Here is a 15,705-nt window from a genome sequence, read left to right as displayed (position 1 = left end):
GGAGGATCGTGCCGACGCGCTTTCGCGTCGTGCCGCGGTCGTACCGTCGCCACGCCCGCAGACACGGCATTCCTCCGTCACCGCCGGGATTTGCAGCATGCGCCTCAACCTCCGTGCGAAGATGCTGATCTTCACCGCCGTGATCGCGGCGCTGCCGCTGATCGTGGCCGGCCAGTCGGTGATCCGCGTGGCGCGCGACGAACTGAAGAGCGCGGCCAACGAGCAGCTCGCCGTGACGGTGGACAAGGTCACCGGCGAATTCAACGACTTCCTCGAATACTCGCTCTACACGCCGCTCGACCTGATCCGCAACGCGATCTCGGGCGAGCAGCTCGGCTTCGAGGAGAAGATCGTGGTGCTGCGCCAGGGCATCGCCGACCTGCCCGACGTGGTGGTGCTGCAGGTCGACGTCGACGGCGTGCCGCGGCCGATCACCGTGGTGCAGGAAGCCTATTTCGACAGGCTGAAGGCGCATTTCGACAATCCGCTCGACGTGCTGCGGGTGGATGCCGGCCAGTTCGATATGCCCGCCGACGGACGGTCGGCGGCGCAGGTCGTGCAGATCGAGGAGACCGGCGACTGGCTGGCGACGGTAAGCCTGCCGATCCCCGGCGGCATCCGCGAACGGGCGGCGACGCTGCACGCGCGCGTCAACCTCGCCCGCCTGCGCGGCGCGGTCGAGGGCAACCCCTTCGCGAAGACCGGGTCGATCCATGTGGTGGACGGCGGCGGGCGCGTGGTCTTCGCCAGCGACGGCCAGCCGTGGAACCAGCCGGCCGTGCTCGCCAAGGCGCGCGACATGCTGGCTGCGGGCACGGCGACGGTGGCGGTGGAGCCCTTCACGCTGGACGACGGCTCGATCTCGCTCGGCGCCATCGCGCTGACGCGCGCCCTGCCCTTCGCGGTGGTGGCGGAAAAGGCCGAGGCGGACGCCTATGCGCCCGTCAACGACATGATCCGCAGCCTGGCACAATGGCTGGCGATCGGGCTCGTCGCCGCCCTGGCGGGCGCGCTTTTGTTTGCGCTCGGCATTTCGCGGCCGATCCTGCGGATTGGCGAAGCGGCGTCGGAGATCGCCAAGGGCAACCTCGCGCACCGGGTGCGCGGGGTGGCCTCGCGCGACGAGATCGGCGATCTGGCGACCCGCTTCAACGACATGATCGTGCAGCTGAACGAGCGCTTCGAGCTGCAGAAATTCGTCTCGGCCGGCACCATGCGGGCGATCCAGGACAGCGACGCGCGCACGGTGCATCTCGGCGGCGAGCGGCGGCAGATGGCCGTGCTCTTCGCCGACATCCGCGGCTACACCGCGTTCTCGGAGAACCGCGAGCCGGAGGAGGTTGTCACGGTGCTGAACAGCTATTTCCAGAAGCTCGCCGACATCGTCACCGCCAATCATGGCGACATCGACAAATATGTCGGCGACCAGATCATGGCGGTGTTCGCCGGCGCCAACATGTCGAAGCATGCGGTGGAATGCGCCATCGGCATGATGAACGCCATGAACGAGATGGCGAGCCAGACCTCGGCCGACCTGAAGATCGGCATCGGCGTCAACACCGGCGAGGTGGTGGTGGGCGCGATGGGCTCGACCCACCGCAAGGACTTCACCGTGCTCGGCGACCACGTGAACCTGGCGGCGCGGCTGTGCTCGGCGGCCGATCCAGACCAGACGCTGGTGTCGCGGGTGGTCTACGACGCGCTGCCGGCCAAGCTGCGCGACGCCGCGCGCGCGCTGCCGCCGATCTCGGTCAAGGGCAAGAAGGCGCCGATCGAGATCCACGCGTTCGCGGCACGACAGATGCAGGCGGCGTGAGGCCTGAAGGGGGCGCCCCCTTCGCCTTCGTCATCCCGGGCGAAGCCGGAGCGAAGCGGAGGCGCAGGATCCATGGCTCGGCAGTCGTCGGGAGGCTGGACGGCGGAGAAAGGCGATGGCGTCGGGGGAACTCTCCTGCACCATCTCGTTCGCGTGCGACGGCGAGGCATGGATCCCGGATACGCGGCCTCTCGCTCCGCTCGACGCCGCGTTCCGGGATGACGAAGGTGGGCGGCGGCGCGTGGAAGAAGCGGCGTCAGACCGTTCGCCTTTCCGGCTTCCGCATCGTCACACCGGCGCCCCCTTCGCCTTCGTCATCCCGGGCGAAGCCGGAGCGAAGCGGAGGCGCAGACCCGGGATCCATGCCTCGGAAGTCGTCGGGAGGCTCGGCGGCGGAGAAAGGCGACGGCGTCGGGGGAACTCTCCTGCACCATCTCGTTCGTGGGCGACGGCGAGGCATGGATCCCGGATACGTCGTCCTTCGCTCCGCTCGGACGCCGTTCCGGGATGACGAAGGTGGGGGGCGGCGCGGAAGAAGCGGCGTCAGACCCATCGCCTTCCCGGCTTCCGCATCGTCACACCGGCGTCCTCTTCGCCTTCGTCATCCTGGGCGAAGCCGGAGCGAAGCGGAGGCGCAGACCCGGGATCCATGCCTCGGAAGTCGTCGGGAGGCTGGGCGGCGGAGAAAGGCGACGGCGTGCGGCGAACTCTCCTGCACCATCTCGTTCGTGGGCGACGGCGAGGCATGGATCCCGGATACGTCGTCCTTCGCTCCGCTCGGACGCCGTTCCGGGATGACGAAGGAGGGGGGCGCCACGCGACAGTGGCGGCAGTCCCGGCGCCGCCCGCCATCCCCGCGTCATTCCGGAAGAGGTACCGCGCGAAGCGCGGGGCGTCTGTCCGGAATCCATTCCGTGACGCCGGGGATATCAAGCGCGCGCCGCAGACGTCCCGGAATGGATTCCGGATCCGGACACCTCTGCTGCGCTCGGCACCCGGTCCGGAATGACGCGGAGCGGGTGACGGCCGCAATACCGTGGCTTCGGCGCCCGTGTGGCCGATCCCGAGGCGCCGAAAGGGAGTCTCCAGAGACTTGACGACGAGTCCAGCCGGCCGCGCTGCCGACACCGGCGGAACGGAGATCCGCGCCGCCGGGTTCAGAAATCCGCGTCAGTTCGCGGCCTTGGCCTTTTCCTGCTCTTCCTTGAGCTTCTTGGCGAAGTCCTCGTTGTTCTTCGACACGAACTCCTGGAGCTTCTTCTGGCGGTCCTCGATGTCGGCCTGCTGCAGCGGCGCGCCGTCGAAGGCGGCGGTGAAGCCCGAGAGCGAGACCTTGATCGGGTTCGGCTGGTTCTGGAAGTTGACCGAGGTCAGCGTCAGCTCGGTGCCCTTCTTGAAGGCAGCGACCAGTTCGTCGGTCATCGGCACTTCGGCCACGCAGCGATCCGGGAAGCAGACGGCGTAGTCGACCTTCTGCGGCTTGGAGGTGTCGACCTGCATGCCGATGCCGGGCATCATCATGCGGCCGGTGGGCACGGTCACCTGGAAGACCTTGCGGTTCACCTTGCCCTTGACCTCGATCAGGCTGACGCCGGTGATCAGCTGGCCGGAATCCGCCACCACGATGTTCTGCACGTTGCAGATGTCGATGTCTTCCTGCTTGGAGCAGGCCTTGAACCAGCCGCGCGGCGGCTGGCCGGGCTGCTGGGCCAGGACCGGAGCGGCGCTCGCCACGAGGAAGCCGGCCACGCCGGCCGCATGGATTGCAAAGCGGGGTGCGGAGAAGTTCGTCGACAGCATCGGTTGCGCTTCCTCTCGAGTTTCGGTGTCTGAACCCTGGCCGCTCAATGTTGGCCAAATGAGGCGACAGCATGACTTGGCCGCGGGGCCGGCCGACCGTGAATCGTTCTGCCGCCGCCTGTACACCCGCGCGCAAGGCGAATCCAGTATCGTCGTCCGGAATCGCGCCGCTTTATCCTGCAAGGGGTGCAGGCCGGGCCCGGCGTGTTAGGGTGGCCCGAATCAATCCGCTCATCGACGACGGCCGCCATGAGACCCTTCATCCCCCTCCTCGCCCTGGCGCTCTGCGCCCTCCCCTTCGCCGCCGCGCCGGCCGGCGCGGAGCCGCGGCACGCCATCGCCATGCATGGCGAGCCGGCGCTGCCGGCCGGTTTCGACCACCTGCCCTATGCCAATCCCGATGCGCCGAAGGGCGGCACGGTGAACTACGCCGTGCAGGGCACCTTCGACAGCCTGAACCCGCTGATCATCCAGGGATCTGGCGCCCGCGGCATCCTCGACCTCCTCTACGGCAACAATGTCGTCGAGACGCTGATGATGCGCTCCTACGACGAACCCTTCACGCTCTATCCGCTGCTGGCCGAGACGATCGACACCGACGAGGCCCGGACCTATGCCGAGTTCACGCTCGACGCCCGCGCCCGCTTCTCGGACGGCGAGCCGGTGACGCCCGAGGACGTGATCTTCACCTTCGAGCTCCTGCGCGACAAGGGCTTCCCGCGCTATGCGACGACGGTCAACAAGCTGGCGTCGATGGAGAAGGTCGGCGAGCGCGGCGTGCGCTTCACCTTCGAGACGCCCGACCGCGAGCTGCCGCTGATCCTCGGCCTGATGCCGGTGCTGCCCAGGCACGCGATCGATGCGGCGACCTTCGACAAGTCGACGCTGACGCCGATGACCGGCTCGGGTCCCTACACCATCACGACGGTGCGGCCGGGCGAACTGCTCGAGCTTTCGCGCGACCCCGACTACTGGGGCAGGGACATCCCTTCCAAGCGCGGCTTCGACAATTTCGACACGATCCGCCTCAATTATTTCCGCGACGAGAACGCCATGTTCGAGGCCTTCAAGAAGGGCCTGATCGACGTGTTCCCGGAAGGGAGTTCGACCCGCTGGACGAGCGACTATGACTTTCCGGCAGTGGCGAGCGGCGCGGTGGCGAAGGACACGTTCGACAGCGGACTGCCGTCGGGCATGTACGGCTTCGTGATGAACACCCGGCGCCCGGTGTTTGAGGATCGCGCCGCACGCCGCGCGCTGGCCGGGCTGTTCGACTTCGAATGGGCGAACCAGAACCTGTTTTCGGGCGTCTACACCCGTACGAAGAGCTACTGGGACGGTTCCGAACTCGGCTCGCACGGCGTGCCGGCGAGCGACGCCGAGAAGACCCTGCTCGCGCCCTTCTCCGGCGCCGTCGACCCCGCCATCCTGGCGGGCAGCTGGGCGCCGCCGGTTTCCGACGGCACCGGCCGCGATCGCGCCTTCCTGCGCGAGGCCTTCGAGGCGCTGAAGGCGGCCGGCTATGCGATGAAGGACCGAAGGATGATGGGCCCCGACGGGCGGCCCTTCGCCTTCGAGATCATGCTCAAGGCCAATGGCGGCCAGGAACTGGCGCTGGCGTGGCAGCGCACGCTCGCCAGCCTCGGCATCGAGACCTCGATCCGCTCGGTCGACGCGGCGCAGTACCAGCAGCGGCTCCTGACGCGCGACTACGACGTCATCCTGATGAGCTATTCGGCCTCGCTGTCGCCGGGCGTCGAACAGGTCGGCCGCTGGGGCTCGGCGTCGAAGGACGCGCAGGGCTCCTGGAACTTCGCGGGCGTGGCCGACCCCGCCGTCGACGCGCTGATCGAGGCGATGCTGCAGGCGCGCGCGCGGGGCGACTTCATCGAGGCGGTGCGGGCGCTCGACCGGGTGCTGCTCTCCGGCGCCTACGTCGTGCCGCTCTATCACCAGGGCGAGCAGTGGGTGGGACGCTGGACACGGATCGGCCATCCCGGCAAGGTACCGCTCTACGGCTATCAGCTGCCGACATGGTGGCGCGCCGCCGACTGACCCCGGCCGCGAAACCGCCGCAGAGACCCGATCCGACCGAGAGCGCAGCCAGGGAGCCCGCGCAGACATGGAGCCAGCCGTGAACCAGACCCGGACCGTCCGCATCGACGTCATCTCCGACGTGGTGTGCCCCTGGTGCTTCCTCGGCCAGAAGCGGCTCGACCGCGCCATGGAACTTGCCGAGGGCATCGACGTCGACGTGCGCTGGCGACCCTACCAGCTCGACCCGTCGATTCCGCCGGAGGGGCTGGAGCGCAAGGCCTACATGCTGGCGAAATTCGGCAGCGGCGACCGGCTGCGCCAGGCGCACGACACGCTGGTCGGCGCCGGCCAGGCCGAGGGCATCGAATTCGACTTCGAGGCGATCACCGTGGCACCGAACACGCTCGACGCCCACCGGGTGATCCGCTGGGCGGGCTCGGCCGGACCCGAGATCCAGAACCGCCTCGCCCGGCGCCTGTTCGAGTTCTACTTCCAGGAGGGCCGCAACGTCGGCGACCCGGCCGAACTCATCGCGGCGGCCCGCGAGGCCGGCATGGACGCCGCCGTCGTCGAGACGCTGCTGCCCACCGACGCCGACCGCGACGCCGTCACCGAAGAGATCGCCACCGCCTCCCGCATGGGCGTGCGCGGCGTGCCCTGCTTCATCATCGAGAACAAATACGCCGTGATGGGCGCCCAGGACCCGCAGACCCTGGCGGACGCGATCCGGCAGGTGGCGGAGCTGAAGGCGAAGGGGGAACTGGAGGGGGCGTGAAGGGCGGGCTGCTTGTATCGACGGCTGGAGACGAGGCGGCAGGCGCCTCTGCTCCGGACGAGCGGCCGGCTGGGCGAACTGCTTCGGTGCGATGCGTTCGGCTCGCTCGTCGGGTGTGTCATCCGCCCTTGCGCCAGGGGTAAAGCGCCGACAGCCCCGGAAAGGCGGCACCACACGACATGGTCAACTGCCGCTGCAGCGAGTCCGGGTGGAACCTGAGCCGCATATCCGCCTCCCACCCGCTGCCGGTCGGTGCCGCTCATGGTCGTCTCCCCTCGCGGGCCGTGCCGGACGATGTCGAGCGCGGCCGTGCGCCGCGGTCGGGCCGACCGAGAACACCGTTGAACTCGTTACGTCCGACGTGGCTATCCTTCGTCGGGCGCGGGATCGCGTTTCGGAATGAGGCCCGCCGAAGCGGCTGCACCGCGCCGGCCATTCACGCCGCGTCGTTCCGGACCGGACGCCGGGCGCAGCGGAGGCAGCGGGAGCCGGAACCGGGCGGGCGCGGCGTGACCTCGGCGGCGGGTCCGGCGTGACGTTCGCGGCACTGGCGGGCGTCACGGAATGGATTCCGGACAGCCGCTCCGCGCTCCGCGCGGCTCGTCTTCCGGATTGACACGGGCGTCGCGGCCGGCGCAGGGACGGCAACCGCTTTCGCAAAGCGCCCTACCGCTATCGTCATCAACTCTGTTGCGGTTGAGAGACTGCAGGCTGGCAACCTTGCGACCTCGCTCGTCGGCGTCATTCCGGTGCCGCGCAGCGGAACCCGGGATCCAGCGTGCCGACGCCCCAAGGCGGCGCACGAACCACGCGCATTTCCGCCTCGGTTACCACTCTGGATTCCGGGTTCCGCTGCGCGGCCCCGGAATGACGTGGCCCGCGGGGTGGCCGCATGGAGACGCAGGCTGAGACCTGAGGGCTGCAGGCCATCCCCCGCCTCGTCATCCGGAACGGCGTCCGAGCGAAGCGAAGGACGGCGTATCCGGGATCCATGCCTCGACGGACGTCGTCCGCGATCCGGTGGAGGACGAGTCAGGTGCCGCCGCCGCGCCGGCGTCGGGGTCGCAGCTTCTGTCGCAGCGCCCCTCCGTCGGCCCGGTCGTCACGGTCGACGCCAAGTCTTCCAGCGGCGCGCCCCCCCTCCGTCGTCGCTTCGCGACGCCACCTCCGCCCCCACTTCGTGGGGTGGAGGACAGCCCGCCGCCACCGCTGCCGCCCATCCTCCAACCCCACGAAGTGGGGGGAGGTGCCGAGCGAAGCGAGGCGGAGGGGGGGACCACGCTGCCCCTGGACGGTAACCGCACAGGCCCGCCTCGCCCGGCTTTGCCCCCGCCTTCGTCATCCCGGAACGGCGTCCGAGCGAAGCGATGGACGGCGTATCCGGGATCCATGCCTCGACGGACGTCGTCCGGCGGAACGATCGAGAAGACGGCGCCGGTCCTGCCGCGCGCCACCGAGATGGCCGGCGGCCGGCGCTGGTCCTTCCACACCGCGTGTCGCGACCGACGAGGCATGGATCCCGGATACGCGCCGTCTCGCTTCGCCCGGCGCCGCATTCCGGGATGACGGTGGGAGGGCAGCGCTTCCATGTCGCCGCCGGCGGTCGGGTCCCATTCGGTGAAGATGTATTCGCGCGCGGCCGAGATCGTTCCGTCACCGTCGGCATCGAAGAACAGCACGCCGTCGCCCTTGCCGGCCCAGGCGGTCCGATGGATCAGCCCGGTGTCGTCGGTGTCGAACAGGACGAAGTTATCGTCCGCGGCAGCGATTTCGAGGCCGTCGCCGTCGAGATCGACGAGGATGGGTTTCGCACCTCCGCCGCTGTCGGACGAGGTCGCGGCGGGGGCGACGGCATCCTCGTCAACCGTCATACCATAGGCGAAGACGCTTACCGTTCCGATGTCGAGGATGCCGGTTGGCGAAGTGGCGGACTGGCCGGGTACGGCGGGACTGGAAACGAAGGCACCGGTGGGCTGGACGCCGTTCCCGGTGGAAAACGAGCCGGCGGTCGCGGCGGAGGGCGTGCCGACACCGGAGCCGAAGCCCGCGGCCGAGCCTGCGAGGGAACCCACCGTGAAGCCCCCGGATGACGATGCCGCGCCACGGCCGTCACCGGCCGAACCCGCAGTGCCAGACGGAGCATCCATGTCGGACCCGCCCTGCGACCCATTGTCAAAGCCGCCGGTGGACTGGACACCGTTGTCCAGGGAGAACGAGCCCGCGGTCGCGACGGACGGCACACCGAGCCCGGTTCCAAAGCCCGAGGCAGTGCCTGCGAAGGTTGCCGCGCCGCCAAGGGCTGCCACCGCGCCGGCAGCATCCATTTGGTTTGCAATCGCCGCATCGTAGCGTGAGCCGCCCGCCTCGGCGATGTCGTGATAGGTCAGCGAGAGCAACGCATCTAGGTAAGTTGGCACTTGCGACACATACGCGGGCACTTGCGATACAGGAGAGACCTGCGGAACCCCTACTATTGGATGGCTCTCGTACAAGCCATACTCATAAAAATCCGAAGTCCAAGGGATCAGAGAATAGCCGATTGTTGTAGTCTGGGTTGGTGTTCCTAGTACTGAGACATATGTTCCTGCGGTTACCTGGGTGGGATTCCCAAATGTGGGACTCGCATAACCGAGGCCAACCGAAGGACTTATCTCGAAAGAAAGAGAAGATATAACTGAAAAAAAACTTCCGGTAGTATCTATCGTAGTCGTGAATGAAACCTGAGCATATCCAGCTGCAACAACAGATCCTTGAAGACCTAAACTAAACGAATAACCTACCCTACCCGAATCGTTAACGACTCCCAAAGCCGCGTACGCTCCTCCTTTTTGGAAATACCCCCCGATTTCACTCATCGAAATACGCTCTTTGACCTAGCTCTTGCATTTTGCGTTCATAGTAGTTTTTTGTCTCTCGAGCAAGAAGCCAACTCATTCGAAAGAAGCGATATACAGCCAACGCCGCCTTTTGATCGACAGATCGCCCGGTCAATAGAAACATATTCACCATTATTGACATGCAACAGTAAACAAATATAACGGAAGATGATATAAATAGAAGTAATATTATTAGTGTATCCATTCGGAATTTATTATATCCTTCTTCTGCGTACAATGACGAATATTTTGAACACAGACTTGCGACAATGATACTCATGAATAATAGAATGAATATTGTTCTAAACTTCAGGTAATTAAACCGCAATCTGATCATGAACGGTGCCATACTTTCTCATTAACGCTCGCGGTCTCTTTTTTTGGTGTCCAATCTAGACTCCTCCCTTTATCCCGCCAAAGCCTATGGCCTACATCTGCTTACTACAACGGGAATTTTGAGCACAAATCCGTTGGACAGACTCACGTTTGAGCTATTTATCCACATACCCTCCACCCATCAGTTCCAGACCTGCCGCCCTCAGCAACCGGTCGGTGGAAGCGAGATCGCGGCCCGTGGTCACGTGGACGAGAAGGCGCTTTGCCCCGCGGGTGATGGACCATTTGCGGATCGCCGCGACGAGCCGGAGGAAGGTCCGCGCCGACAGAAGCCGGCCACAGAAAGGCACGTCCACGGCAATGACGTGAACCGTGGTCAGAACCTCGCCTTCGCCGAAGACATACTCCCCGGCACTCGCCCAGGCCGCGCCGATGACGCGGCCGTTCAGTTCGGCGACCAGCCCGACCGACTGGCGCGACCGGTTCTTCAGCGAGGCGACCGCGCGGTCGAACTTCGCGTCTGAGAAGGGGATGTCGCCGAAGACGGTGCGGGCATGCATCGCCCTGCAGAGCATGCGGACCGGCTCGCGGTCGGCCTCGACCGGCGTGCGCACGACGATGGTGTCGGCAGGAGCGGCCAGCCGGCGGGACAACTCGCTCGACGTATGCCGCATCGCGTCGGTGGGTGCGCCCGACGCCGCGGCTCCCGATCCTGCCCTGTCGCCCGCCTCGAACACGCCGCAGCCTCCCGCGAAAGTGTTATCCCTGCGGCGCCGTCCCGAAAGGCGGCCGCCGATGGAGCCATGCTGGTGGGGTTCTTTCGAGAATGCAACCCCTGTTTGCCGGTGGCGGCATCGTTCCGAAATCGCTGGTCGGCACGTCGACCCGCACCTGCACCGCGCCACCTCCACCGCCGCGCCCTTCCGGACCGGACGCCGGGCGCAGCGGAGGCGGTCGGAGCCGGGATGCGTTCCGTGACCTCGGCGGCGGGCCCGGCGTGACGTCGGCGGCACCGGGGGGCGTCACGGAATGGATTCCGGACAGCCGCTCCGCGCTCCGCGCGGCTCGTCTTCCGGAATGACGCGGGTGTCGCGGCCGGCGCAGGGACGGCAACCGCTTTCGCAAAGCGCCCTACCGCTATCGTCATCAACTCTGTTGCGTTTGAGAGACTGCAGGCTGGCAACCTTGCGACCTCGCTCGTCGGCGTCATTCCGGGGCCGCGCAGCGGAACCCGGGATCCAGCGTGCCGACGCCCCAAGGCTGCGCACGAACCACGCGCATTTCCGCCTCAGCTACCACTCTGGATTCCGGGCTCCGCTGCGCGGCCCCGGAATGACGTGGCGCGCAGGGTGGCCGCATGGAGACGCAGGCTGAGGCCCAAGGGCTGCAGGCCATCCCCCCGCCTTCGTCATCCCGGAACGGCGTCCGAGCGAAGCGACGGACGGCGTATCCGGGATCCATGCCTCGACGGACGTCGTCCGCGATCCGGTGGAGGACGAGTCAGGTGCCGCCGCCGCGCCGGCGTCGGAGCCTCTGTCGCAGCGCTCCTCCATTGGCTCGGTCGTCACGGTCGACGCCAAGTCTTCCAGCGGCGCGCCCCCCCTCCGTCGTCGCTTCGCGACCCCACCTCCGCCCCCCTTCGTGGGGTGGAGGACAGCCCGCCGCCACCGCTGCCGCCCATCCTCCAACCCCACGAAGTGGGGGCAGGTGCCGAGCGCAGCGAGGCGGAGGGGGGGACCACGCTGCCCCTGGACGGCAACCGCACAGGCCCGCCTCGCCCGGCCATCCCTCCACCCTCGTCATCCCGGAACTGCGTCCGAGCGAAGCGACGGACGGCGTATCCGGGATCCATGCCTCGACGGACGTCGTCGGGCTCCACGATGGAAAAGACTGCGCCGGTTCCGCAGCGCGCCCCGGACATGGACCACGGACGGCGACCGTCCGGCACCGGATCGCGTGTCGCGGACGGCGAGGCATGGATCCCGGACACGCGCCGCCTCGCTTCGCTCGGCGCCGCGTTCCGGGATGACGAAAGGCAGGTCGGAGCGCGTCCGCGCGCGCGTGCCGCTACGCGGCTCGCGCGGCGTGCTGAACCTCGGCCGGGCGCTGGCGGAGCGCGTCCGCGCGCCGCTACGCCGCCTTCTCCGCCAGCCGCGCCAGCTGCGTCATCACCACGGCGGCGCCTGCGAGCCGCTTTTCGGGGTTCGGCCAGTCGCGGATGAAGACGACGCCCTGGTCGGGGCGGATTTTCGCCATCGAGCCCTGTTCGGCGATCATCCTCACCAGACCGGCCGGGTCGGCGAAGGTCTTGTCGCGGAACTGGATCACCACGCCCTTCGGGCCGGCGTCGAGCTTCTCGACGTTGGCCTTGCGGCAGAGCGCCTTGATGTAGACGATCTTCAGGAGGTGCTGCACCTCGTCGGGCAGCGGGCCGAAGCGGTCGATCAGCTCGGCGCCGAAACTGTCGATCTCGGCGATGGTCTCGAGGTCGGCCAGGCGCCGGTAGAGGGCGAGGCGCAGCTGCAGGTCGGGGACGTAGGCTTCCGGGATCATGACGGCGGTGCCCACCGTGATCTGCGGCGACCAGGAGCCGTCGGAGACCTCGCCGGTGCCGCGGATTTCGGCCACGGCCTCCTCCAGCATCTGCTGGTAGAGTTCGAAGCCGACCTCCTTGATGTGGCCCGACTGCTCCTCGCCGAGCAGGTTGCCGGCGCCGCGGATGTCGAGGTCGTGGCTGGCGAGCTGGAAGCCGGCGCCGAGCGTGTCGAGCGACTGCAGCACCTTCAGCCGCCGCTCGGCGGTCTGCGTCAGCGTGCGCTTGGCCGGCAGGGTGAACAGCGCGTAGGCGCGCAGCTTCGAGCGGCCGACGCGGCCGCGCAGCTGGTAGAGCTGGGCCAGACCGAACATGTCGGCGCGGTGGACGATCAGCGTGTTGGCGGTCGGGATGTCGAGGCCGGATTCGACGATCGTGGTCGACAGAAGCACGTCGTACTTGCTGTCGTAGAAGGCGTTCATGATGTCGTCGAGCTCGCCCGGCGCCAGCTGGCCGTGGGCGGTGGCGAATTTCAGCTCCGGCACGTGCTCCTTCAGGAAATCGCCCACCTCCTTCAGGTCGGCGATGCGCGGCACGACGTAGAAGCTCTGGCCGCCGCGGTAGCGCTCGCGCAGCAGCGTCTCGCGGATGACCAGCGGGTCGAAGGGCGAGATGAAGGTGCGCACCGCCATGCGGTCGACCGGGGCCGTGGTGATGAGCGACAGCTCCCGCACGCCCGTCAGCGCCAATTGCAGCGTGCGCGGGATCGGCGTGGCCGACAGCGTCAGCACGTGCACGTCGCTCTTCAGGTCCTTCAGCCGCTCCTTGTGCTTGACGCCGAAATGCTGCTCCTCGTCGATGATCAGCAGGCCGAGATGCTTGAAGCCGATGCCGGCGCCGAGCAGCGCATGGGTGCCGACGACGATGTCGACGGTACCGTCGGCCAGCCCCTTCTTGGTCTCGGCCAGTTCCTTGGCGCCGACGAGACGCGAGGCCTGGCGCACGGTCACCGGCAGGCCGGCGAAGCGCTGCGAGAAGGTCTTGAAGTGCTGGCGGGCGAGCAGCGTCGTCGGCACCACCACGGCCACCTGGACGCCTTCCATGGCGGCGAGGAAGGCGGCACGCAGCGCCACCTCGGTCTTGCCGAAACCGACGTCGCCGCAGATCAGCCGGTCCATCGGCCGGCCGAGGCCGAGATCGTCGATGACGGCGTCGATGGCCGCCTGCTGGTCCTCGGTCTCCTCGTAGGGGAAGCGCGCGGCGAACTCGCCGTAGAGCCCTTCGGGCGGGTGGAAGGCCGGGGCGCCGCGCATCTGGCGCTCGGCGGCGATGCGGATCAGGTCGCCCGCCATGTCGAGCAGGCGCTTCTTCAGCTTGGCCTTGCGCGATTGCCAGGCGCCGCCGCCGAGCTTGTCCAGCGGCGTGTCGGCGGCATCCGAACCGTAGCGCGACAACAGGTCGATGTTCTCGACCGGCAGGAACAGCCGCCCATCGCCGGCATAGTGGATTTCCAGGCAGTCGTGCGGCGCGCCCGCCGCCTCGATGGTGCGCAGGCCAATGAAGCGGCCGATGCCGTGGTCGGCATGGACGACGATGTCGCCGGCGGCGAGCGACGCGAGTTCGGAGATGAAGTCGGAGGCGCGCTTGCGCTTGGCGCGGCGCACCAGACGGTCGCCCAGGATGTCCTGTTCGCCGATGACGGCCAGCCGGTCGGTCTCGAAGCCGGTCTCCAGCGGCAGGACGGCGATGCCGGTCTGGCCGGGCGGGAGCCTTTCCAGTTCGTCGAGGCAGGTGACCCGCGTCAGGCCGCCGAGGCCGTGCTCGGCGAGGATCTGGGTCAGCCGGTCGAGCGAGCCTTCCGTCCAGCCGGCGACCAGCGTCTTCCGGCCGGCCGCGCGGACCTCCGCGACATGGCTGACGGCGTGGTCGAAGACGTTGGCGCCGGGATCGGCGCGCACGGCGGCGAAGGAGCGGCCGGCGCGCGACTTCGCCTTCAGGATCACGCGGCCGTCGGCCGGCGGCGCGTCGAAGGGCGACAGGTCGGCGATCAGCCGCTCGCCGGCCGCCGCGCGCACGGCGTCGGGGGCGAGGTAGAGCCGGTCCGGCGGGGTCGGATTGTAGGGCGTCGAATCGCCGAGGCCCTTGCCCGAGGCCTGCCGCTTGCGGGCGTCGTAATGGTCGAGGATCAGCGTGTGGCGCTCGGCCATCGCCTCCTGCGCCAGCGCGTCGAAGACCACCGGTCCGTCGGGCACATAGTCGAAGACGGTGTCGAGGCTCTCGTAGAAGAAGGGCAGCCAGTGCTCCATGCCCGAGAAGCGGCGGCCCTCGGAGATCGCGACGTAGAGCGCGTCGTCCCGCGAGGGCGCGCCGAAGGTCTCGATGTAGTTGCGGCGGAAGCGGCTGATGGTCTCGGCCGTCAGCGTCACCTCGCTCGCCGCCTGCAGGGTCATGGCGGGGCGCTGGCTGGTGGTGCGTTGCGTGGCCGGGTCGAAGGCGCGGATCGATTCCAGCGTGTCGCCGAAGAAGTCGAGCCGGAGCGGTTCGGCCCAGCCGGGTGCGAAGAGATCGAGGATGCCGCCGCGCACGGCGTAATCGCCGACGTCGCGCACGGTGCCGACGCGGTCGAAGCCGCCGGTCTCCAGCCGCGCCACCAGCGCCTTCATGTCGACCTGGTTGCCGGGCCGGACCGAGACGGACTGGGCGGCGAGCAGTGCGGCCGGCGGCACCTTCTGGAGGATGGCGTTGACGGTGGTGAGGATGACGGCCCGGTGCGGCTTCTCCTTCAGCGCGATCATCGCCGACAGCGCATCGAGCCGACGCGCGGCGGCATCGGCGCCGGGCGAGACCCGGTCGTAGGGCAGGCAGTCCCAGGCGGGCAGTTCCAGCACCGGCAGGCCGGGTGCGGCGAAGCCGAGCGCCTCGACGATGGCGGGAATGCGCTGGCCGTCGCGGGCGACGTAGAGCAGCGGCCGGTCGCCCGCCGCTTCGGCGGCGACCTCGGCCAGCACGAAGGCCTCGTAGCCGTCGGCCACGCCGCCGATGACGACGGAGCCCGTGCGGCCGGGCTTCAGCCCGAGGGAATCGATCAAGCTCATGGATGGACCGTCGTCAGAAAGGCATGACCTGGCGGAACGCCCGGATCCTGCGGAAGAGGTCTGTGTCGTAGCGGTCGGGCACCGGCACCTCGCCGGTGAGCCATTTCAGGAAGTCGCCGTCCGGGATGTCGAGCATTCCCTCGAACGCGTCGAGTTCGGCGGCGCTCATGCCGTCGAGGCTGGCGGCGGCGAAGGTGCCGAGCAGCAGATCCATCTCGCGCATGCCGCGATGCTGGGCGCGGTAGAGCGCCTTCTTGCGCCGGATGCCGAGAGGTCCGCTGCTGGTCATCGTCACGATCTTCGCCTGCCTGGTTCGGCTGCGCATATAGAACGGAACGGGGCCAGTGTCAGCCTTGCAGCGACCGCGCAGGCGGATAAGGTGCGCGCGTGTCACGCCATCGCTCCTCCTGCGCCTCTTCGGCGCCTGCCGGCCCCTC

General features: G+C 68.0%; 8 protein-coding genes. 3 read left to right on the top strand and 5 right to left on the bottom strand.

Annotation, left to right across the window (positions count from 1 at the left end):
* Nucleotides 1-97 precede the first annotated feature (97 nt).
* Nucleotides 98-1,816, top strand: coding sequence for an adenylate/guanylate cyclase domain-containing protein (locus IAI54_RS03790; RefSeq protein ID WP_187971088.1), 1,719 nt, complete (start codon nt 98-100; stop codon nt 1,814-1,816).
* Between the two features lie 1,170 nt (nt 1,817-2,986).
* Here IAI54_RS03790 and IAI54_RS03785 read toward each other — a convergent pair.
* Entirely contained in the window at nt 2,987-3,616 is a 630-nt protein-coding gene (locus IAI54_RS03785) for an invasion associated locus B family protein (RefSeq protein WP_187971087.1), read from the bottom strand.
* A 249-nt stretch (nt 3,617-3,865) separates the two neighbouring features.
* Here IAI54_RS03785 and IAI54_RS03780 point away from each other — a divergent pair, with 249 nt between their 5' ends.
* Entirely contained in the window at nt 3,866-5,671 is a 1,806-nt protein-coding gene (locus IAI54_RS03780) for an extracellular solute-binding protein (protein ID WP_187971086.1), read from the top strand.
* Between the two features lie 79 nt (nt 5,672-5,750).
* Nucleotides 5,751-6,428 (top strand): DsbA family oxidoreductase, encoded by a 678-nt coding sequence (locus tag IAI54_RS03775; RefSeq protein WP_235679239.1) that lies wholly within the window; start codon nt 5,751-5,753, stop codon nt 6,426-6,428.
* 941 nt (nt 6,429-7,369) lie between these two features.
* Here the strand turns inward: IAI54_RS03775 and IAI54_RS03770 are convergent.
* The 4 genes from IAI54_RS03770 to IAI54_RS03755 all read right to left on the bottom strand — a co-directional run bounded on the left by IAI54_RS03770 (nt 7,370) and on the right by IAI54_RS03755 (nt 15,557).
* Entirely contained in the window at nt 7,370-8,920 is a 1,551-nt protein-coding gene (locus IAI54_RS03770; RefSeq protein ID WP_187971084.1) for a hypothetical protein, read from the bottom strand.
* Nucleotides 8,921-9,795: 875 nt separating this feature from the next.
* Nucleotides 9,796-10,377, bottom strand: coding sequence for a GNAT family N-acetyltransferase (locus IAI54_RS03765; RefSeq protein ID WP_187971083.1), 582 nt, complete (start codon nt 10,375-10,377; stop codon nt 9,796-9,798).
* 1,393 nt (nt 10,378-11,770) lie between these two features.
* The gene (gene mfd, locus IAI54_RS03760; RefSeq protein WP_187971082.1) at nt 11,771-15,268 is read right to left on the bottom strand and encodes a transcription-repair coupling factor; all 3,498 of its coding nucleotides are present in this window, start codon (nt 15,266-15,268) and stop codon (nt 11,771-11,773) included.
* A 13-nt stretch (nt 15,269-15,281) separates the two neighbouring features.
* Entirely contained in the window at nt 15,282-15,557 is a 276-nt protein-coding gene (locus IAI54_RS03755; RefSeq protein ID WP_187971081.1) for a succinate dehydrogenase assembly factor 2, read from the bottom strand.
* Between the last annotated feature and the right edge of the window lie 148 nt (nt 15,558-15,705).

Origin of the sequence: Aquibium microcysteis (assembly GCF_014495845.1) — a bacterium.
GTDB lineage: Bacteria > Pseudomonadota > Alphaproteobacteria > Rhizobiales > Rhizobiaceae > Aquibium > Aquibium microcysteis.
This window is presented reverse-complemented; position numbering and strand designations above follow the sequence as displayed.

Bases quoted from the DNA above. Each gene is read 5' to 3' on its own strand.
- IAI54_RS03790 (WP_187971088.1), top strand. From the start codon at position 98: ATGCGCCTCAACCTCCGTGCGAAGATGCTGATCTTCACCGCCGTGATC.
- mfd (WP_187971082.1), bottom strand. From the start codon at position 15,268: ATGAGCTTGATCGATTCCCTCGGGCTGAAGCCCGGCCGCACGGGCTCC.
- IAI54_RS03755 (WP_187971081.1), bottom strand. From the start codon at position 15,557: ATGACCAGCAGCGGACCTCTCGGCATCCGGCGCAAGAAGGCGCTCTAC.
- IAI54_RS03780 (WP_187971086.1), top strand. From the start codon at position 3,866: ATGAGACCCTTCATCCCCCTCCTCGCCCTGGCGCTCTGCGCCCTCCCC.
- IAI54_RS03785 (WP_187971087.1), bottom strand. From the start codon at position 3,616: ATGCTGTCGACGAACTTCTCCGCACCCCGCTTTGCAATCCATGCGGCC.